The following is a 19200-nucleotide window of genomic DNA, read 5'->3' as shown; positions in this document are numbered from 1 at the left end:
TGCGTAAAGATAATAAACATTACTTTAAGAAGTAGGGAAACACTTTGAAAAAGTTCGAAATGCTCTAGACCGAGCGTTTCGAACTTTTTTGTGCATTAGGAAACAATAAAATCAGTAGCATGTGGATGGATTTCTATTCAAAAGTGAATCGATTCTACGTCCAATCATGTCTACTGGAAAAAGCTGCTAGAACGTTTGATATTGAATCATTCTGTATAGCCATATTTCTCAAGTGCAGCATAGACTGGTTTTAATTGAATATAGCCTTCTCCAATCATTTCATCATTAACTATCACAAGTGGATAAAAGAACTCATCGTCGGCAATTCGATTGGCAATAAGTTGTTGTCGCTCATTCTCAATTGGCTTTTCGATATCGATATAGCTGAAAGTAACTTGGTGATTTGGAAATTTACGGTCGATGGCTGCTTGTAGCCATTCATATGTATCCTTAGAAGATGGTGCATTTACGCAACTTGCGCATACGACATCTGCTCCATAAACTTCTAAATTTAAAGATTGAAACGACATAATGGTGACCTCCTTAGAATTCTTTATTGGATTTTTTCCTTCCTTCACATTATAATGATTATAGCGAAAGGAGTCGATAGAAATGACTGATACAATGAATGAACAAGTTCAAGAAGTTTTAGATAAATTGCGTCCATTTTTACTTAGAGATGGTGGAGACTGCGAGCTTGTCGATATTGAAGATGGTATTGTAAAACTACGCCTTCTAGGGGCTTGTGGCAGTTGCCCAAGTTCAACAATTACACTTAAAGCTGGTATTGAGCGTGCACTTTTGGAAGAGGTTCCAGGAGTAGTGGAAGTAGAACAAGTATTTTAAATTATAAAAAAGAAGCCTTTTATAGGGCTTCTTTTTCTTTTTGAGCACGAATCTCTTGCCAACGATCTTTTGCCATTTCAATAATGGTTGGTTCTATGGACGTATTTTGTTTCTCAATTACTTTAGAGAAGTAACGAGTAGCATATTCAATATCACCGATTTTTCTTGATAACTCCGCTATTAAATATAGCATTCGAGTTTCGGACATTTGTGTGCCATTGTAGTCATCATTTGAATAGGAATCAGCATAACGATCCCTAGCGATTTCCATGAATCGAATTTCGTCTTCGTGCTTACCCTGTATGCGGTATAACCAGGCTATACGGATTGCAAAACCTGCCATAGTTACAAATTTTTCTTTTTTCAGTGTTCCAGAAAGAATTCCTAGTTTATATCCCATAATTCCCTCTTCAATCGTTCGTTCATTGCCAAGAGATCGAGTTGTCCATTTATTGGAAATTTGTTCTTGGATTATTTCCTTTGCCCCAGGCGCAAAATATTTTGTGAAGTCATCTGTAAATGAAAATCCACAATGCTCACAAACAAAAATGTTGTATAACAAAGGGTTTACTTCTTTGTTTTCATATATAGGCTGAAAATCCGAATTGTGAGATACAACTTTTATGAATTTTGAACGAACCTTTGTTGTTTTGAACTTTTGTTTGCAATGTAAGCATTCAATGTCTTTTTGATAATAGGGAGTCAGTTCCATCTTTAGTCCTCTTTTCACTCAACCACGTTATAGTTCTATTATACTTGATAAATGTCTTGAAAGCTAAGTAAATATTCAAGCGGTTTTCCTTGTCTAGATAGTAAAAACATTGATATGATATAAATAAGAAAGGAAAGGTGATTCAGATGACCGAAGTAGTTATTTTATCTGAAGCGGCAGCTTACCGTGTAAAAGAAATGATGACGCATAACGGAGAAGAAGGCTCTGCCCTTCGTGTTTCAGTAAATGGTGGTGGATGCAGCGGTCTTTCTTATGGAATGGGATTTGAAAAAGAAAAACAGCAAGAAGATATAGAGCTTCATCAGCACGGAATAGATATCGTAGTTTCAACCGAAGATGCCTCGATACTCAATGGAACCACAATCGATTATAAGGAGTCATTAATGGGGGGCGGGTTTACAATAGAAAACCCAAATGCTATTGCTTCTTGTGGTTGTGGAACATCATTCAGAACAGCTAAAAAAGAGGGTACGCCTGAAAGTTGTTAATATATGAAAGAACATTTTCTGTTATAGGAAATGTTCTTTTTTAACGAAATTATATGAAATTCCTGCTGCTATATCAGTGATTATAGTAATTTAAGAAGTAAAAAATATCGCTTATTTTGGTTTTTGTTTTATTTTTTGTAAGAATTTGATCAGTTGAATTATAAGTCTATTGAGGCTCAATCACAGTATTTTCAGACCTTTACAATAAAATAACATTGTATTGAAATCATATGAGAAAAGGTCTAATATAGGAAGTAAGAGTTTTTGTCGAACACTAGACAAAGATGAAGAGTTTAATGATGTATATTATGTGTCATAACTTTTCTCAAAAAATATAAAAAGGTGGTTGCGATCTTCGTGAAAAGACCAACAATTCTAGTATTAGGTGCAGGATATGGTGGATTATCTACAGTAGTAAACCTTCAAAAATTAGTAGGTGCAAATGAAGCCGATATTACATTAATCAATAAAAATGATTATCATTACGAATCTACTTGGTTACATGAAGCTTCAGCTGGTACATTACGTCCAGATCAAGTTCGTTATGATGTGAAAAGTGTAATCAATTCTAGTAAAGTAAACTTTGTGAAAGCTACAGTCGATGCTATTGACGTGAATACTAAAAAAGTTACAACGAGTGCTGGTGAGTATACATATGACTACTTAGTTATTGGTTTAGGCTTTGAAGGTGAAACATTCGGTATCCCTGGCTTAGATAAATATGCACTTTCAATTGCTAATGTAAATGCTGCACGTCAAATTCGTGATCATATTGAATATCAATTTGCAACATGGTCAACAGAAGAAGTACAAGATGATACTCGTCTAACAATCGTAGTAGGCGGAGCTGGATTCTCAGGTATTGAATTCTTAGGTGAATTAGGTAATCGTGTTCCCGAACTTTGTAAAGAATACGATGTGCCAAAAGATAAAGTTCGTGTAGTTTGTGTAGAGGCAGCTCCAATGGTATTACCAGGATTTGATCCGGAGTTAGTTGAATATGCAGTTAGACAATTAGAAGCTAAAGGAATTGAATTCTCTATTGGAACTCCAGTAGTTGAGGCAACTCCAGAAGGCGTTAAAATTAAAAAAGGCGAAGAAGAATTCGAATTCATTAAAGCTGGTACTGTAGTATGGGCTGCTGGGGTTCGTGGTAATCGCTTAATCGAATCATCAGGTATTGAGAATATGCGTGCACGTGTTAAAGTAGAAAAAGATATGAGAGCTCCTGGATTCCCAGATGTCTTCATCGTTGGGGATTGTGCTCTAATGATCAATGAAGCTGTTAACCGTCCATACCCACCAACAGCTCAAATTGCAATGCAACAAGCAGTGACTGTCGCAAAAAATATTGTAGCGCTTATGAATGATACTCCGACAGAAGAATTTATTCCAAGTTTAAAAGGAACTGTTTGTTCTCTTGGAGAACATGATGCAATTGGAGATGTAATGGGAAGAAAACTTACAGGTACAAAAGCATCAATCATGAAAAAAGTAATCGATAATCGTGCACTTTACATGATCGGCGGAATTCCTCTAGTAGTGAAAAAAGGTAAATTCAGTTTATAATTAGAAGAAACTATTGTAGCCCTCACTTTTTTAAAAGTGGGGGCTTTTCTATGAAATGAAAATATAAAATTTTCCATTCTATAAATTCAGTTTTCAAGGTTTTGAGGAATAGGATCTTCCCAAAATACGACTGATTTCCGTTATAGGTGGAGTACAAAGGCTAAGTGCGCCACGTCATGTGACAACGCCTTCGTGACCAACATCCTGTGGCCTCTACAGGGTTAGCGATGAACCACCACCGACGCTCCGCGTTCGTTTGTGATGTTTCATCCTGTCTCACTTATCCTGCTGGAGTATCCACCTTTCTCTACAATCAATTAGTGTAGTACTCCACTAATTGATTTATAATTTTATCGCTTGGATAATAAAATGGGGCAAAATTTAGAGAAATGCATTTATCCAATAATAGATGAAGAAGTAGATTCTCTTGTATACTAGTGGAAGTATAAAGGAATAGTAAGTATTTACAAAATAAAGAAGCATTCTCACAGTTGAACTTAAATTATCGTATATTTGTGTTAAGCATATTAACTCTTTACAAATTATTTTGTATGTGATATATTATCTGAATATTACAAAAAGGTGTAAAAGGAGACGATTAATATGACAAGAATGAAAACTGAGACAAAAAGTGCACATTGCCCATATTGCAAAGGGGAGGGCTACTTTCAACTTCGATTAGGTGGATCTGAAACATGTAATTGCTGTAATGGATCAGGAAGAAAGTGAACAAGATATGACAAAAAAGTGAAAACAAATATGTTGATTGAATACTAACCTCCGTTAAGGTAAACTATTTACAGATGTTACGGAGGTTATATAATATGGAGTTTATGTTAGTTCAAATGATACTTTCAGTTGTTATATTTTTTGTCATGTTTTTTGGAATCGCCTTCCTACTGAATATGTTACTACGTATGACATGGTTTATGGCAATTCTTTATCCGATTGTTGTGGTGCTAATCATAGATGAAGTTGGATTTTTTGATTATTTTACAAAGCCAGGGTCTGCTTTTTCTGCTTTAGGGGAAAAAATTGTTTCTCTTCATGCTGCTGATATTATTATTTTAGCTGGCGGGCTTGTTGGTTCAATTGCTGCAGGATTTGTCATAAAATATTTAAGAAAAAATGGATATCAAATGTTTTAATAGAAAAGGATAGCTCAATTGAGCCATCCTTTTCTTATTGTATAAAGTTATAAATTACAATGGAAATTAGTATACCAGTTATGGCACCCATGAAAACTTCAATAGGTTTATGACCAAGTAAGGTCTTAAGTTCTTCCATCTTTTCTTCATTTTTCTTATGTGACCAATCTTTTGTTTGCTCTACAAATAATTGGAAGTCTAGTCGCATTTGATTGATCATAATTGCTTGCTGACCTGCCTGAAAACGAACACCTGTTGCATCGAACATAACAATTACTGCAAAAACTGTAGCTACTGCAAACAAGGGGGAACCAAGCCCGGTTTCAAAAGCAATAGCGGTACACAGAGATGTAACAGCAGCAGAGTGAGAACTAGGCATTCCACCAGTTGAAGTGAATAAAGACCAATCCAATTTTCTCGTCACTAAAAAGTGAATAGGAATTTTGACGAATTGTGCAAATATAATAGAAAAAAGAGCAGCCATAAGTGGAGTATTTTGGAGGATTGCCAAAGTAGACACCGCCTTTCATTTGTACTTATATTATAGATAGTATAACATACTCCTACTAGTCGAAAAATAAGTAAGGTTCCTATATAATAAAATTATATCGAAAATAGTAGGGGGAAAAATGATGATTATCCATACAAATGAAGTATTATTTGAAGAAGTACAATCTGAAACACTTGTAGTTGGGGTTTCTAAGCATGTAGAAAATACACCAAAATGGGATACTTTTTTAAATAGCTTTGGAGAGCATATTGGGGACTGGGTAAAAAGTGGGGATATATCTACAGAGTTAAAGAAAATCGTCAAAATTCCAGTTTCAAACCATGAGTCAGTAAAAAGAGTTTTATTTGTTGGGATCGGTGATCGAAAACAATTAACACAAGAGAAAGTACGAGAAGCATTTGGTCTTGTGGGGAAAGAATTACTAACTAGTAAACCAGAGTCACTAGCAATATGGCTACCTTCATTTACTTCTGAAGCTATAGTTGTAGCAGATGTAGCTTATTTAGCAGCTGAAGGAATTGGGATGGGTTCATTTACATATGAAGGATATAAAACTACTTCGAATGTTCCGGACTATTATTTACCTTCTATCGAGCTCTTAATGGATGAAGAAGATGATGAAGTCGTTTCATATTTTGAAGTAGGTACTATATATGCAGATGCTGTAAATGAGGCAAGAATTCTTGTTAACACACCTGGTAATGTATTAACTTCGACACAATTAGGTGAATATGCAAGAGAGCTTGGTGAAACATACGGATTTGAAACCGAAATCCTTGGGAAGAAAGAGATTGAAGAGCTTGGTATGGGCGCACTTCTTGCTGTAAATCAAGGCTCTGTTGAGGAACCAAGACTTATTGCTTTAAAATATCAAGCAACAGATGATTGGACTGATGTTGTAGGGTTAGTAGGGAAAGGTATCACATTTGACACAGGTGGTTACTCTATTAAAACTAAAACTGGAATAGTTGGAATGAAAGGCGATATGGGGGGAGCAGCAGCTGTTTTAGGTGCAATGCAAATTATTGGAGAGCTTCGTCCAAATAAAAATGTCATTGCTATTATTGCTTCTACAGACAATATGATCTCAGGCAATGCTTTTAAACCAGATGATGTTATTACATCAATGAGTGGGAAAACTATTGAAATTTTAAATACAGATGCAGAAGGACGCTTAGTTTTAGCAGATGCTGTAACATATGCTAAGCAACAAGGAGCTAACTATATTGTGGATGTTGCAACGTTAACAGGCGGTGTTATTACAGCATTAGGATACGATAAAACAGGTGCTTTAACGAATAATGAAGAATTTTTCGAAACCTTCATGGAATCATCACTAGAAACAGGAGAGTTCGTTTGGAGACTGCCACTAACTGAAAACGATAAAAAACGTATTCGCAAAAGTGATGTAGCAGATTTAAACAATTCACCTGGTGGAGATGGTCATATGATTTTCGGTGGTGGATTTGTAGGGGAATTTGTAGAGGAAACTCCTTGGATTCACCTGGACATTGCAGGTACATCCGATACAAAAGCAGCTCATGACTTTGGTCCAAAAGGCGGTACGGGAGTTATGGTACGTACGCTTGCTACTTTAGTAGAAAGAATGGCTGACGAAGAATAGGCGAAACACTTATAGGTTGCTTCCCTAAACGCATACACTGTGTTGAAAGGGGGAGCAACATGCCAAGAAGATATAATAGAGGTAATTATTGGGGAGGTCCTTTTATAGGTTCGTTTGGGGGACCATTGTTAGGTAGTTTTGTGGGAGGTCTTTTAGGTTCTTCTCTTGGAAATTATGGAGGGTATAGACAGCCGTTTCCATTTTACCCGAATCCATATCCAAACTATTATCCATATACGCCATTTCCTTACCAACCATTTTACGGTGGTTTTTACTAGGAAAAGTGGTATCTAAAAAAGCTGTTGTGTCCACGGTTATTTCGTGGATACAGCAGCTTTTTAAAAGAATAAAAGTGTACATAGAAATGCTCCGTGAGCACTGAGTTCAGAGAACATTAAATTATGAATTACAGCTGATTTCCGTTACAACGCATTTTCATGCTTCGCAGTTTCTCTTTTATACTGTGAACACTTACTACTTCTTTTTATTTCTACTCCTTTTCAAAAGTTGCAGGAGTGGGATGGATAGACAAACGCCATAAGATTACCGAAAAAGGATGCTGATTAGTTTTGTCGGAGGTCACAACCAACTGGCATCCCTGAAAGTTCAATGGAATCTTATATAGCAACAAGTCGGTATTAAGCATACTAAAAGCGCTAGAAACAGCTTTTGACCTTAAAGGACAGGGTGCCCTTTTCCGGTCTTTTCTTTTTTATTATGGCTGGTCAAATAGTAGAAACCAGTACAAGCTCTGATTTTTAGTCACTTTCTATTAGTCAATCAAGTTCAGAAACAGTTACAAATGTATAACCTTCACTAGTCAAATATGCAAGCACACTTTCTAAACCTTGGGCAGTTGATAAATGAATATCGTGCATTAAAACGGTGCTTCCATCATGGACACTACTCTTCACAGATGTTAATAGATGATTGGCATCACGGTACTTCCAATCTAGTGTATCGACATCCCATAGCACAACGGGTAGGCTCAAAATGTTCATTAAGTCATCATTAAAAGCACCGTAGGGAGGACGGAAAACAGTAGGTTCTTGTCCAGTGGCCTGTTCGATAATGTTATTAGTTCTAGAGACTTCTTCCGTGATTAGGTTCGTCGTCATATTGGTCAAATTTGCGTGAGTCCAAGTGTGGTTGCCTAGCTCATGACCAGCTTCCAATACATCTACAGCTATTTCTGGATAGAATTCAACTCTACTGCCAAGCATGAAGAAGGTTGCTTTAGCATCATACTTTGCTAAAGTTGCAAGAATCTTAGGTGTAACTTTAGGATCTGGGCCATCATCAAAAGTCAAAGCTACTTGTTTCGTCTTTGCATTTCCAATTTGTACGTCAACTTGAGTAGAAGTCTCATCATTACTGTTTTGTTCTACTTCAACTTCTTCAGAATCTTCTTCAACAGAAGGTTTCGGCAATACATCTTTTGTGTCAATTGGTTTAAAAGGTGCTACTAGTTGTTCAGACAGCTCGGCAAGAGGAACGGCAATAATAGGTGCGCCTGCAGAGCCATTTGCTATCTCGTACTCTTCAAAATACATAACAAGTGTATCCTCTATTAACGCAAATTCCTTAAAGTTACTCCATTTTGGTTCGGTAGCCAGCATCATTTCTTCTTCCAGTATTTTATCTTTAAGGCTAGGGTCTTTCTTAATATTGTCTCGTACAAGTGATGATAGTTTGATAAGTTTAGATTCATCATGACCAAATAAATCATCAATCTCTATAACTTCCCCGGAAGCTGTACGGAGATGCGTGGTGTGAAAACTTGTGTATCCATTCGCTCCCCCTATATATGTACCTGTAACCATTACAAATGAATAAGAACCTGATGTGTGTGGGAATATTTCAAATGCGATGTTCAACTCTCCTGGAGCTTTACTACCAATTCGTTTATTTTCTTGCATGGCGATTAAATAAGTATCTAGTTGTTCATCTATGTAATTTTTTATCTGTGTATTAAATGATTCTACCTTACTATGTGGATATTGTATTGAATAAGGGGAATATTCATCATTGGACACCTCCGTTTTAATAAGTATTCCTGGAAAAGCCGATTCTATAGTCGATTCCTCTTTTGTTATTTCTGGAGATTTTTTGTTGTCGGTTGTAGATTGTTTTGCATTACTCTTTGTTGAGTAACTGAGGAAGATGAGGCTTATGCTTAGAAGTGCAATCATACTAATAAAAGCAGCATCAATCCATGGTTTTCGATGTTTGTAACGTGATTTTTTCATAATTAGATCTCCTTTCATTAATTAGACGTGTAGCTTGATATAAAAGTTTGCTAAAACAATCAAATAAAAGCATGTTTTGAAATAAAATTCAAAACATGCTCTTTAGATTTGTTTTTTATCGTTACCTATTTAAGTTTTTCTCTTTTCTTTTTAATCACTTCGGCTAAATCGTCTCGTACTGTTTTATCGGATAATTTTACACCAGACAGGTAAGCTGCACGACCCATCATATGACCTCCAACAGGCCCCGTTATGAATATAAAAACAATCCCTAGTAAAATACGGGAATTGAAATGGCCTTCAATTAACCAAAAATGAAGAAATACCCCTAGTAATATACTCATAACCCCTAAAGTTGCGCTTTTTGAAGCAGCATGGGCTCGAGAGAATGCATCTGGTAGGCGTATTAAACCAATAGCAGTAACTAAGATGAATATGGTCCCAAAAGTAATGGTAGCAATAATAAGTGTATTAGCTATTACGGTCACGTTGAATGATTTCTCCCTTCTCCGTGAATTTAGAAAAAGCTACAGTTCCAATAAAGGATAGAACTGCTAGTAACAAGATAACCTCTAAGAAAAAGACTGTATCAAACAGAATGGATATAAGCCCAATCAGCGTTATAAGTCCTACTCCTATAGCATCCAGTGCAATAACACGGTCTGGAGTAGAGGGACCTTTCACTAAGCGATAAACAAAGGCTAAGATAGATAAACTAATTAACACTACTATTATCCATAGAAAGGTTATCATGATCTACTCACCTCCAAAATGGCTTTTTCAAATGTATTACGAATGGAATCTACTGCTTCATCGATATCTTCAAAATCTAATGAGTGGATATAGAGTGTTTTATTGTCATCTGAAATATCAATAACTACTGTACCGGGTGTTAAAGTGATCAAACTAGATAAAAGGGTAATTTCCCAATCTTGTTCGAGTACAGTCGGCATAGCAAAGATTGCTGGACGAATAGGCATTGTTGGTTGCACGATTAACTTCAAAACAGAGAGGTTGGACAACAAAAGTTCCTTTAGAAAAAGGCTAGCTAACTTTATGACAGCCCATATCCGATCCATATAAAATCTAGAGCTAAAGGATTTACGAAGCATGAAGAGCATTAGTAAACCAAGTAAATAACCGACAATAAATGTCGTAGGCTTAAAAGAAACTGATAAGAACATCCAAGTAAGCCCGATTAATACATTCAATAAAATTTGGAAAGCCATATTATTTCACCCCTTCGAATACAGCATCAATATATATAGAGGGATCGAGGAGTACATTTGTCGCATCAGTCATAAAAGGCACTAAATACTCTGCACCAACACCATACAGGACAGTAAGACTTGCTAATGTGATGGCTGGAGCTAATAAATGACGGTACTTTTCCTTACTAATAAGATGTTGTCCTTTTTCTTCACCCCAGAATGCGTAAATGAAAATACGAATTGCTGAGAGGAGAACTAGAAGACTGGAAGCTAGAATGAAGATGCTTTGCCACAAAAGATCTCCTTCAAATCCACCTTGTACGATTAATAGTTTCCCTATGAAACCACTTAGGGGAGGAATACCGGCCAGTCCAAATGCAACAATTAAGTAGACCCAAGCGAGCAAGGGATAACGCTTCATAAGACCGCCCATTTTACGTAAATCCGAGGTTCCTGTTATCTTAATAATAATTCCTATTAGCAGGAACAGTGCGCCTTTAATAAGAATATCATGGATTAAATAAAAGACAGACCCCATCATTCCACTTTCATTCATCACAGAGGCTCCAAACAATATAACACCTACAGCTATGACGATGTTGTATATAATAATTTGCTTAACATTAAAATAGGCTAAAGCTCCAATACAACCTACTACGATAGTTAAAATGGATAGTATCATTAACAAGTTATGCGTATACCCAACATCAGTTGTGAAAAACAGTGTATAAGTCCGCATAATTGCATACACACCTACTTTAGTAAGCAATGCACCAAATAATGCAAGCACTGGGATAGGCGGTGCTCCATACGATCCTGGCAACCAGAAAAATAAAGGAAATATACCACCTTTAATCCCAAATACGATGAGAAAAAGTACCGCTATAACTGTTACAATTCCAGATGGTCCTATCTCTGCTAGCTTCACAGAAATGTCTGCCATATTTAGCGTTCCAACTACTGAATATAAATAACCTACTGTTATAACAAACAACGAGGAAGATACAATATTAACGATTATGTATTTAATTGATTCTTTTAACTGAATCTTTTCTCCTCCTAAAACGATTAAAACGTAAGAGGACATTAATAACACTTCAAAGAATACAAACATATTGAAAATATCGCCGGTAGTAAATGCACCATTTACACCTGTAAGCATGAATAATATAGCAGGATAATAGAATGCTTTTTCACGTTCCTCTTCTATAGAAGTGAAGCTATACCACACAACAAATAGTGCGATGAGTAGGGAAGAAGTAACCAATAGTGCAGAAAACATATCAGAAACCATTGTAATTCCAAATGGAGGTGCCCAGCTACCTAATGTAAGCGCTTGTACACCATTTACTTTTACTTTATAAAGTAAGGCAATAGAAGAAGCTAAAGCAAAGGCCAAACCTATCATCGTTACAACTCGCTGAGCTTTCACTTTTTTAGGGAAAAGTAGTAGAACAGCAGCAAACAGAAAAGGAATTAGGACAGGGAGTAATAATAAGTTAATCATTGTCTTCATTTCCTTTCATCAAATCCATATTGTCAGTACCAACAACTTTGTATGCACGATAAGCTAACACAAGCGAAAATGCAGTTACTCCAAAGCTAATTACAATTGCGGTTAAAATAAGAGCCTGTGGTAATGGATCTGCATAATTGGTAATTCCTTCTGCTAAGACTGGAGCAGATTCCCCGCCTAATCCACCCATTGTCAGTAACAGTAAATGTGTACCATGACTTAGCAAACCAGTGCCAATAATTATACGTAACAAGCTTCTAGAAAGTATTAAATAGACGGCAGCCATAAATAGAAAGCCGATTAAAATGGACATGAGGATCTCCATTATTCATCTCCTCCTATCATTTGGATGATGTTCATCGTAACTCCTACCACTACTAGGTATACGCCTGTATCAAAAAACATAGCAGTGTGGATGGAGGTTTCCCCAAGTAATGGTAAGTTAAAGTAATCATATACATGAGTGAAGAATGGAACATTAAAGAAAATAGAACCTGCTGCAGTCAACAATGAAATTATTAATCCGATAGCAGTAATTACTGTGTAATTGACCGGTAACATGTCCTGTACCGTTTTCAAATCAAAAGCTAGCATTAGCAAAACAATCGCGCTAGACATGACTAATCCGCCTACAAATCCTCCGCCAGGTGTATAGTGACCTGCAAAAAAGATATGGATGGAGAATAGAAAGATGATGAAAAACACTACTTTTGTAGTCGTTTGAATAATTAGATCATTTGTCTTCAACTTTTCTATCTCCTTTCTTTTTTGCTAGTTGCACCGTAATCATCCCGATAATCCCAAGTGACGCGATAGTAAGTACACCAATTTCAAATAATGTATCAAAGCCACGGTAATCTACTAGAATTACATTTACGATATTTCCACCACCAGCTTCTGAATATACAGTTTCCTTGTAGTATCCAGATATGGACTCGACTAACTTTTGTGAATGAGAAGCGATTGCTATTAACGTAACCATGATCCCTACACCTAAAGCAATTAGAAAATTATTCAATCGGAAACGGCGATCTTCTTTCCCTTTTTCATACTTGTTCATCTTAGGAAGATGATAAAAAGCACCTAAAAATAGTGCAACTGATACAGTTTCAATGACTAACTGAGTTAATGCTAAATCTGGTGCCTTAAATATGATATAAAATAAAGCGACTGTATATCCAACTGCTCCAAGAGCAATTATTGCTGTTAATCTTGACTTGGTTACCAAAATAGTAACAGTGCTAATTATCAATATAAGAGAAATTAACACTTCAAAAAATTTAATTGGCGCCAAATTAGTTAAATCCATTACGAATGCATTTTTTATCCACATTGTAAGTGCTAATAAAATGATTAACGCTGCGAACATATAGATTAAATACGACCGAATAGATCCAGTCATATAACTGGAAGATAGTCGGTTTGCGCCTTTGTCTGAAAGATTCATCAGGCCATTGTAAAATCTATTAAGTGATATTTTAGCAGGTATTCTTTCATATACTGGAGCCCATTTGTCAATCGTTTTATATAAGATGAAACCGATTAAAAAGACGCCTAATGTCATATACAATGCCGGTGAGTCAAAACCATGCCATGCTTTAATCTTAAATCCAATATCTGCTGGAACTTGATATGCAAGTGGCTGAATGGCAGCTACAGCTGGCTTGATAAACAAACTACTGAAGTAGTTAGGAACAAAGAATATTACTATCACAAGTATTGCTAATATACTTGGAGACACAAGCATCCCCCAAGGGGCTTCGTGTGCTTTTTTAGGTAAAAGCTCAGGCTTATGCTTTCCTCGGAATGTATGGAATACGAAGTACAAGCTATACACAAAAGTGAAAACGCTAGCAATCCAAGCAACAATAGGAAACAGAATCCACCAAGATTCCAAAGAATGAACGTTAAAATGCTGCAAGGAAAGAGTAGCATCTAAAAACATTTCTTTACTTAAGAAACCATTAAATAGTGGAATTCCAGCCATAGAAAAGCTGCCAATCATAGCTATAGTAAAGCTAATAGGCATCAAGCTCATCAATCCGCCGAGTTTACGAATATCTCGTGTACCCGTTTCATGATCAACAATACCTGCAATCATAAACAAGCTACCTTTAAACGTTGCATGGTTCATTAAGTGGAATATTGCTGCAAAAGTAGCGATCGTAAAGGTAGTGACTAGAGTTCCGGTAACGTGATAGGAGATAGAACCAATACCAAGCAAGGACATGATTAACCCAAGCTGACTTACTGTTGAGAAAGCTAGTATGGCCTTTAAATCTGTTTGTTTTACAGCAAAGACAGAACCCCAAAATAATGTAAGTAATCCTACACCAGTTACGAGCCAAACCCAAACTTCTGATAAAGCAAATATTGGTGTGAATCTTGCAACTAAGTATAAGCCTGCTTTAACCATTGTTGCAGAATGCAAATATGCACTAACCGGAGTTGGTGCTTCCATTGCATCCGGTAACCAAATGTAAAAAGGAAACTGAGCTGACTTTGTAAATGCTCCAATTAATACGAGAACAAGTGCCCAAACAAAGAACTCATGGCCAACAAGAATTGGAGCCTGATCGATTAATTCACGAATTGAGAACGTTTCTCCCATAATTCCAAGTAATACGAATCCACCCAACATCATTAAACCACCGAATACAGTGATCATCATCGATTTTAAAGCTCCAAATCGAGAACGATCCTTTGTATACCAATATCCGATAAGTAGGAAGGATGAAATAGAAGTTAATTCCCAGAAGAAATATAAACTTATGAGATGATCTGATTGAACAACTCCTAGCATTGCACTCATAAACAATAATAGGTAAACGTAGAAATTACCTAGTTTCTCCTTCTCTTTATCCAAATAAAAGATAGAGTAAAGAACAACTAGTGCACCTATTCCAGTAATGAGCAATGAAAAAAGCAAACTTAGCCCATCTATGTATGAAACTAATGAAATATCCAATGATGGAACCCAAGATAACTCTTCTATGTATGTGTAGCCATCCATAACAGTTGGTATATAGGTGCCGTAAAAGAATACTAAAACAAGTGGAACAAGTAGTACAAACCAACCTGTATGAATATTAGAAACTTTCTTGAACAAAAAAGGAATCACTAGCGCTATTATTATGGGCAAAAAAATTGCGAAAATTAGGGACAAGGAAATCCTCCTCTCGATTAAATAAGGTTTAATGTACCCTAAAATTATAACCCAAATAAGCAATGATTGCATGGAAAGTAATACAGGCTATTGCATATAGTCTCTTTCTTTCGTTATGATATTTAGGATTAGTTAAATAAGTAGAACATCGTATTTTTAATTGTCATAAAGAATTCACTTGCTTCAACAATTGTCGAACAAAAAAGAAAATATAACAGTAAGCAAATTAAAGGAGCATTTATGAAAAACCCTTATGTTTTTGGCTTTTTACCACTAATAACAATAGTATTATTTAGTTTATCTTTCGCTACATTTACGATGAATAAAGTTATAGATCTTTTTAAGGTAATTGGTGTTTACGGGGGAATGAGAGAATTTCTGTCTGATCTGGAACTAAAACTGTTTTTGCTGATCATACTGGTATTAATTTATTTTATGGTTTTTTCTGCATTGAAACTAATTGCAGAGACAATTCATGAAATTGGTATGTTATTTTTCTCCAAGGATTATGAAGGGAAAACTATGTCGCAGGCTCGGGGAGGCTTTGTAATCTTTTTTGTTGGAGCTGTTATCTCTCTAGTTGGATTTCAATCAATACAACTATTACTAATTGTATTTTTGTTAACTACTTTTATCTACTTTGTTTATGTAGTTTATAAATTAAGCAGTTCGATGAGTCTTGTCGGTACTCTTGGTATAGTCATGTTTGAAATCATTATTTGGAGTCTCTTCATCGCGCTTGTTATTTATATAATTATCAAGTTATATAATGGGATAGTTGCGAGTCTACCATTTCTTTAAGTTTTTTGAAAATTCGCCATAGGGAGAAGAGTCATCAACGCATAGCGGTTGTGAGGTCTCATCTATGTCACTCATCCTGCGAGCGTCACCATGCTTAATGTGAATTGTATTAAAAACTCCACCTCAAGACTTAAGTGTGGTGTCTACCTTGATTTATGTAAATGCGATAGTAACTACCTTTTATCATAGCTTTATATCTATTTTAGTATTGGAGGGTAATCTTGAAGTTTAGAATGGGGGAGGGGTCTAGTGAACAGATTAGCAATTATAACTGTAGGAAAAACGCATAGTGGCAAAACGACATTTGCGAAAGCGCTAGAAAAAGAGCTTCTCAACTCAGTTGTGATTGATCAAGATAATCATGCGGAATTCCTGCATACATATTACCAATCATTATTGCCCCAGCAAGGGAGTAATACGATTAAATATGCACTTACACAGACGATTGTTCATCATGCAGTTTATGAGACTAATTGCCATCTAATTCTTTGCAATTCCAATAGAAATCGTAAAGGCCGTATAAGCCTAATTGATTATTATCAAAGCAAAGGTTTTACTTGTATTCTTGTGAATTTTGAAATACCAGATCATATTTTGGAAGAGAGAATCTCTGAAAGTATGCGTAGTACAAGTATATTAAGGACCGCCTCTACTTTTGACGAAGTACTTTCTAGGCAGCAGGCAGAGACCAATACAGGTGATATAATAGCACCAAGTGAACATGAAGCAGACCATTTATTTGTTATTAAAATGCCTGATGAAGTTCAGTTTGTTATTCGAGAAATTGTAGGATTTGCTTAAGATTAAAATTAGTGGGTGTCAGAAATAGTTAGCATTCATTAAATAAGCAGTGAAAACATATTAACATTAGTAGCACAAACCAAGGCCATGGTTTGTGCTACTATTTCTTTATAGTAGAAGTGAAGAAAAGCCGACCAAGGAGAAACCTTTATTAAATAATGGATATTTAATAAAATTGATTGGAATGGAGGGGCGGCTCCTACGGGAATAGCGTGACGCCTGAGACTACAGGCTCAGGCCACGCCCATGGAAAGCGTCCCTGGAATGGAAATCAATTTTGTTCACAGCAAAAAAACAGCATTTTTCTCACAGAGAAAAATGCTGTTTTGGGGTTCTGTCCCAGCCTCTTTCTTTTCATTAAGAGTGGCTTTTTTTCTTTTCATTAAGAGTGGCTTTTTTTCTTTTCACTAATTTCCCAAAAAGACACTAATCTTTTTCCTAAAGTTGTAGGATGGCGAAGATAAAATTACCGAGAAATGAAAGTCAGTCACGACCAACTTGCAAAAAACAAGTTGGTAAGAAGATAGCAACAAGTCTATCCCAAGCCCTTCGAAAACGATAGAAACAGGTTTTTCTTAATTCATTATTTGGTTAAATATTTTATGGTGAATCTTTTTAGATTCTATTGGCTTCATATTTTGCGGCATATCATAGCCAATCCATACTGCTGCTGTATAAGTATCGGTAAGACCTGTAATCCAGTAGTCATAAAAGTCATTTGTTGTACCTGTTTTAGCCCCAACATAAGATGACCTAACGTTAATCCCTTTGCCAGTTCCGTTAACTACAACATCTGAAAGTAAATCTCTCATTATATTTACAGTTTTAGGGGACCATACTTCTATCTTTTCTTCTTTCCATTCATATAAAGTATCGCCATTCTTATTCGTAACTTTGCGAATAGCATGAGCGGGTTTATACATTCCGTCAATAAAACTTGTGTAAGCATCCGCCATCTCAAGTGTGGTTACTCCATTTGTTAAACCACCTAGAGCTGCAGGGTAAGTACGGTCACCCTCTATTAAATGGTTGAATTGGAATTGGTCTAGCTTCGCAAATGCTTCCTCAATTCCAACAGTTTGTAATAGACGCACTGCTGGGGTGTTATGACTAAAACGAAAAGCTTGTTTTAAGGAGACATTTCCATATACGGCCCCCCCATAATTTTGCGGACAATAACTCGCAATACATAATTTACCGCCACTTATTTCATTGTTTGGAGTTAAAGATGTCATTTCAAAAACAGGACCATAAACTAGTAATGGTTTTAAAGCAGAACCAGGTTGTCGTACAGCTTGATTAGCCCGGTTAAAATCAAACTTTCGATAATCTCTACCACCAAACATGCTAACAATTTCTCTTGTTTCATTATTAATAACAACAGAAGCAGCCTGTAAGTCTTTAGTGTTTTTTAAAAGGTTATCAATATATGAGACATCCTCTTTTTGTTTGTTAGGGTCTAATGCGGTATGAACGACTAGCCCTTGAGAAATTACTTCATTCACGCGAGTTTGTAATTCATTTTTATGAAACACTGCTTGCTGCTCATTGGAAGCCGATTTGATTTTCTCTTGAAATCCCTCGCTAATACTGATCAAGGACTTTAGTTCGTCTAATACGTACGTACTATAGACAGGGTACAATTGTGTCTTTGTTTTTGTTTGAAGAACAATAGGCTCATTTTTTAACATATTCCCATGCTCTGTAGAAATTTTATCGTTTTTCACTAAAATATCAATCAACAATTCTTGCCGCTTTTTAGTAGCTTCAAAATTTTTCAATGGGTTATATACACTGGGGTTATTTGGAATAGCACTTATAAATACTTGCTGCGCTTCAGTTAATGCATTTAACGGTTTTCCAAAATAATAGGTTGCGGCTGCGCCAATTCCATAAACCTTGTTGCTAAAGTATATTTCGTTTAAATAATTTTCTAGTATTTCCTCTTTGTTAGATTGTTTTTCCATCTCGTAGGCGTAGACTAGTTCAGTGACTTTACGTTCATATGTTTTTTCTGTTGACAAGTAACGTAACCTTACTAATTGCTGAGTGATTGTACTCGCACCCTGGTCGCTTGAATTCGCTGCTGCATTTGCAAAAACAGCACGAAAAATCGCACTAAAATCAAAGCCAATATGATTATAAAATTCTACATCTTCACTTTGAATCAGTACCTCTTGAACGAAGAGGGGGATGGATTCTAATGGCAAGGGATCTCGCCACTCGACATAATCCTCCGAAAAAATTACCTTATCTTTATCTAAAAGAACGATAGGCGAAGTAATTGCTGGTGGATTAAGTGGAATAGCCCCTTTCAAATCTTCTTTAAACTCAGAGGCAGTTAAAATCTCACTATGGATAAACGAATATAAAATCCAAATGAGAGGAAAGCAAAGAAGAACGATAATATATCCGATTGCTTGACGCATAAACTTGCACTCCAATTCCAATAATCTTATAAGAAAAGCGCAAGCACCTAAGTTTGTCTTGGATTAAGGGACACCACAAGTTGGAAGCCATCCAATGGTCTAGGGGCT

21 protein-coding genes are annotated in these 19200 nt (G+C 36.1%); 9 read left to right on the top strand and 12 right to left on the bottom strand.

Annotated elements, in window-relative coordinates; translation table 11 throughout:
• Positions 1–206: 206 nt before the first annotated feature.
• Positions 207–530 (bottom strand): YuzD family protein, encoded by a 324-nt coding sequence (locus MKY60_RS14005; protein ID WP_340930211.1) that lies wholly within the window; start codon positions 528–530, stop codon positions 207–209.
• An 82-nt stretch (positions 531–612) separates the two neighbouring features.
• Between MKY60_RS14005 and MKY60_RS14000 the strand changes: the two genes are divergently transcribed.
• Positions 613–846, top strand: a complete 234-nt coding sequence (locus MKY60_RS14000; RefSeq protein ID WP_090567122.1) for a NifU family protein — start codon at positions 613–615, stop codon at positions 844–846.
• Between the two features lie 19 nt (positions 847–865).
• Here the strand turns inward: MKY60_RS14000 and MKY60_RS13995 are convergent, their stop codons facing one another.
• The gene (locus tag MKY60_RS13995; RefSeq protein ID WP_093494897.1) at positions 866–1558 is read right to left on the bottom strand and encodes a DUF2225 domain-containing protein; all 693 of its coding nucleotides are present in this window, start codon (positions 1556–1558) and stop codon (positions 866–868) included.
• A 146-nt stretch (positions 1559–1704) separates the two neighbouring features.
• Between MKY60_RS13995 and MKY60_RS13990 the strand changes: the two genes are divergently transcribed.
• The 4 genes from MKY60_RS13990 (at position 1705) to MKY60_RS13975 (ending at position 4784) form a co-directional block, all read left to right on the top strand.
• On the top strand, positions 1705–2067 hold the full coding sequence (locus MKY60_RS13990; protein ID WP_093494896.1) for a HesB/IscA family protein: 363 nt from the start codon (positions 1705–1707) through the stop codon (positions 2065–2067).
• Positions 2068–2424: 357 nt separating this feature from the next.
• Positions 2425–3636 (top strand): NAD(P)/FAD-dependent oxidoreductase, encoded by a 1212-nt coding sequence (locus tag MKY60_RS13985; protein ID WP_090567135.1) that lies wholly within the window; start codon positions 2425–2427, stop codon positions 3634–3636.
• A 612-nt stretch (positions 3637–4248) separates the two neighbouring features.
• The gene (locus tag MKY60_RS13980) at positions 4249–4365 is read left to right on the top strand and encodes a YuiA family protein (RefSeq protein WP_416235978.1); all 117 of its coding nucleotides are present in this window, start codon (positions 4249–4251) and stop codon (positions 4363–4365) included.
• A 95-nt stretch (positions 4366–4460) separates the two neighbouring features.
• Positions 4461–4784 carry a YuiB family protein gene (locus tag MKY60_RS13975; protein ID WP_090567138.1) on the top strand — a complete coding sequence of 108 codons (324 nt, stop codon included), beginning with the start codon at positions 4461–4463 and terminating at the stop codon, positions 4782–4784.
• A 34-nt stretch (positions 4785–4818) separates the two neighbouring features.
• Here MKY60_RS13975 and MKY60_RS13970 read toward each other — a convergent pair whose 3' ends face one another.
• The gene (locus MKY60_RS13970; protein ID WP_241599503.1) at positions 4819–5295 is read right to left on the bottom strand and encodes a divergent PAP2 family protein; all 477 of its coding nucleotides are present in this window, start codon (positions 5293–5295) and stop codon (positions 4819–4821) included.
• A gap of 121 nt (positions 5296–5416) precedes the next feature.
• Between MKY60_RS13970 and MKY60_RS13965 the strand changes: the two genes are divergently transcribed.
• Positions 5417–6919 (top strand): leucyl aminopeptidase, encoded by a 1503-nt coding sequence (locus MKY60_RS13965; RefSeq protein WP_241599505.1) that lies wholly within the window; start codon positions 5417–5419, stop codon positions 6917–6919.
• Between the two features lie 59 nt (positions 6920–6978).
• Entirely contained in the window at positions 6979–7197 is a 219-nt protein-coding gene (locus MKY60_RS13960) for a hypothetical protein (RefSeq protein WP_090567147.1), read from the top strand.
• Between the two features lie 498 nt (positions 7198–7695).
• Here MKY60_RS13960 and MKY60_RS13955 read toward each other — a convergent pair whose 3' ends face one another.
• The 8 genes from MKY60_RS13955 to MKY60_RS13920 form a co-directional block, all read right to left on the bottom strand.
• Positions 7696–9168, bottom strand: coding sequence for a polysaccharide deacetylase family protein (locus MKY60_RS13955; protein WP_269915739.1), 1473 nt, complete (start codon positions 9166–9168; stop codon positions 7696–7698).
• Between the two features lie 125 nt (positions 9169–9293).
• Entirely contained in the window at positions 9294–9656 is a 363-nt protein-coding gene (gene mnhG, locus MKY60_RS13950) for a monovalent cation/H(+) antiporter subunit G (RefSeq protein ID WP_269923211.1), read from the bottom strand.
• Entirely contained in the window at positions 9640–9921 is a 282-nt protein-coding gene (locus MKY60_RS13945; RefSeq protein WP_093494892.1) for a Na(+)/H(+) antiporter subunit F1, read from the bottom strand. Before MKY60_RS13945 ends, mnhG begins: the two co-directional genes overlap by 17 nt.
• The gene (locus tag MKY60_RS13940; protein ID WP_093494891.1) at positions 9918–10397 is read right to left on the bottom strand and encodes a Na+/H+ antiporter subunit E; all 480 of its coding nucleotides are present in this window, start codon (positions 10395–10397) and stop codon (positions 9918–9920) included. The genes MKY60_RS13945 and MKY60_RS13940 overlap by 4 nt, the downstream gene beginning before the upstream one ends.
• Position 10398: 1 nt before the next feature.
• Entirely contained in the window at positions 10399–11886 is a 1488-nt protein-coding gene (locus tag MKY60_RS13935) for a Na+/H+ antiporter subunit D (RefSeq protein ID WP_093494890.1), read from the bottom strand.
• On the bottom strand, positions 11879–12220 hold the full coding sequence (locus MKY60_RS13930) for a Na(+)/H(+) antiporter subunit C (RefSeq protein WP_340930209.1): 342 nt from the start codon (positions 12218–12220) through the stop codon (positions 11879–11881). Before MKY60_RS13930 ends, MKY60_RS13935 begins: the two co-directional genes overlap by 8 nt.
• Positions 12220–12642, bottom strand: a complete 423-nt coding sequence (locus MKY60_RS13925) for a Na(+)/H(+) antiporter subunit B (protein ID WP_093494889.1) — start codon at positions 12640–12642, stop codon at positions 12220–12222. Before MKY60_RS13925 ends, MKY60_RS13930 begins: the two co-directional genes overlap by 1 nt.
• On the bottom strand, positions 12629–15061 hold the full coding sequence (locus MKY60_RS13920; RefSeq protein ID WP_340930208.1) for a Na+/H+ antiporter subunit A: 2433 nt from the start codon (positions 15059–15061) through the stop codon (positions 12629–12631). The genes MKY60_RS13925 and MKY60_RS13920 overlap by 14 nt, the downstream gene beginning before the upstream one ends.
• A 240-nt stretch (positions 15062–15301) precedes the next feature.
• Here MKY60_RS13920 and MKY60_RS13915 point away from each other — a divergent pair, with 240 nt between their 5' ends.
• Complete coding sequence (locus MKY60_RS13915; protein WP_093494887.1) at positions 15302–15862, top strand: DUF5366 family protein; 561 nt, start codon at positions 15302–15304, stop codon at positions 15860–15862.
• Positions 15863–16111: 249 nt separating this feature from the next.
• On the top strand, positions 16112–16663 hold the full coding sequence (locus MKY60_RS13910) for an AAA family ATPase (RefSeq protein WP_093494886.1): 552 nt from the start codon (positions 16112–16114) through the stop codon (positions 16661–16663).
• A gap of 575 nt (positions 16664–17238) precedes the next feature.
• On the opposite strand, the gene MKY60_RS13905 is transcribed toward MKY60_RS13910, so the two are convergent.
• Entirely contained in the window at positions 17239–19092 is a 1854-nt protein-coding gene (locus MKY60_RS13905) for a transglycosylase domain-containing protein (RefSeq protein ID WP_340930206.1), read from the bottom strand.
• Positions 19093–19200 lie beyond the last annotated feature (108 nt).

This window comes from Psychrobacillus sp. FSL K6-1415 (assembly GCF_038003185.1).
In the GTDB taxonomy this organism is placed as follows: Bacteria; Bacillota; Bacilli; order Bacillales_A; family Planococcaceae; genus Psychrobacillus; species Psychrobacillus psychrodurans.
This window is presented reverse-complemented; position numbering and strand designations above follow the sequence as displayed.

Excerpts from the sequence above, each read along its gene's own strand:
- MKY60_RS14005 (WP_340930211.1), bottom strand. The coding sequence starts at position 530 with ATGTCGTTTCAATCTTTAAATTTAGAAGTTTATGGAGCAGATGTCGTA.
- MKY60_RS14000 (WP_090567122.1), top strand. The coding sequence starts at position 613 with ATGACTGATACAATGAATGAACAAGTTCAAGAAGTTTTAGATAAATTG.
- MKY60_RS13995 (WP_093494897.1), bottom strand. The coding sequence starts at position 1,558 with ATGGAACTGACTCCCTATTATCAAAAAGACATTGAATGCTTACATTGC.
- MKY60_RS13990 (WP_093494896.1), top strand. The coding sequence starts at position 1,705 with ATGACCGAAGTAGTTATTTTATCTGAAGCGGCAGCTTACCGTGTAAAA.
- MKY60_RS13980 (WP_416235978.1), top strand. The coding sequence starts at position 4,249 with ATGAAAACTGAGACAAAAAGTGCACATTGCCCATATTGCAAAGGGGAG.
- MKY60_RS13975 (WP_090567138.1), top strand. The coding sequence starts at position 4,461 with ATGGAGTTTATGTTAGTTCAAATGATACTTTCAGTTGTTATATTTTTT.
- MKY60_RS13965 (WP_241599505.1), top strand. The coding sequence starts at position 5,417 with ATGATTATCCATACAAATGAAGTATTATTTGAAGAAGTACAATCTGAA.
- MKY60_RS13960 (WP_090567147.1), top strand. The coding sequence starts at position 6,979 with ATGCCAAGAAGATATAATAGAGGTAATTATTGGGGAGGTCCTTTTATA.
- MKY60_RS13955 (WP_269915739.1), bottom strand. The coding sequence starts at position 9,168 with ATGAAAAAATCACGTTACAAACATCGAAAACCATGGATTGATGCTGCT.
- MKY60_RS13945 (WP_093494892.1), bottom strand. The coding sequence starts at position 9,921 with ATGATAACCTTTCTATGGATAATAGTAGTGTTAATTAGTTTATCTATC.
- MKY60_RS13940 (WP_093494891.1), bottom strand. The coding sequence starts at position 10,397 with ATGGCTTTCCAAATTTTATTGAATGTATTAATCGGGCTTACTTGGATG.
- MKY60_RS13935 (WP_093494890.1), bottom strand. The coding sequence starts at position 11,886 with ATGATTAACTTATTATTACTCCCTGTCCTAATTCCTTTTCTGTTTGCT.
- MKY60_RS13930 (WP_340930209.1), bottom strand. The coding sequence starts at position 12,220 with ATGGAGATCCTCATGTCCATTTTAATCGGCTTTCTATTTATGGCTGCC.
- MKY60_RS13915 (WP_093494887.1), top strand. The coding sequence starts at position 15,302 with ATGAAAAACCCTTATGTTTTTGGCTTTTTACCACTAATAACAATAGTA.
- MKY60_RS13905 (WP_340930206.1), bottom strand. The coding sequence starts at position 19,092 with ATGCGTCAAGCAATCGGATATATTATCGTTCTTCTTTGCTTTCCTCTC.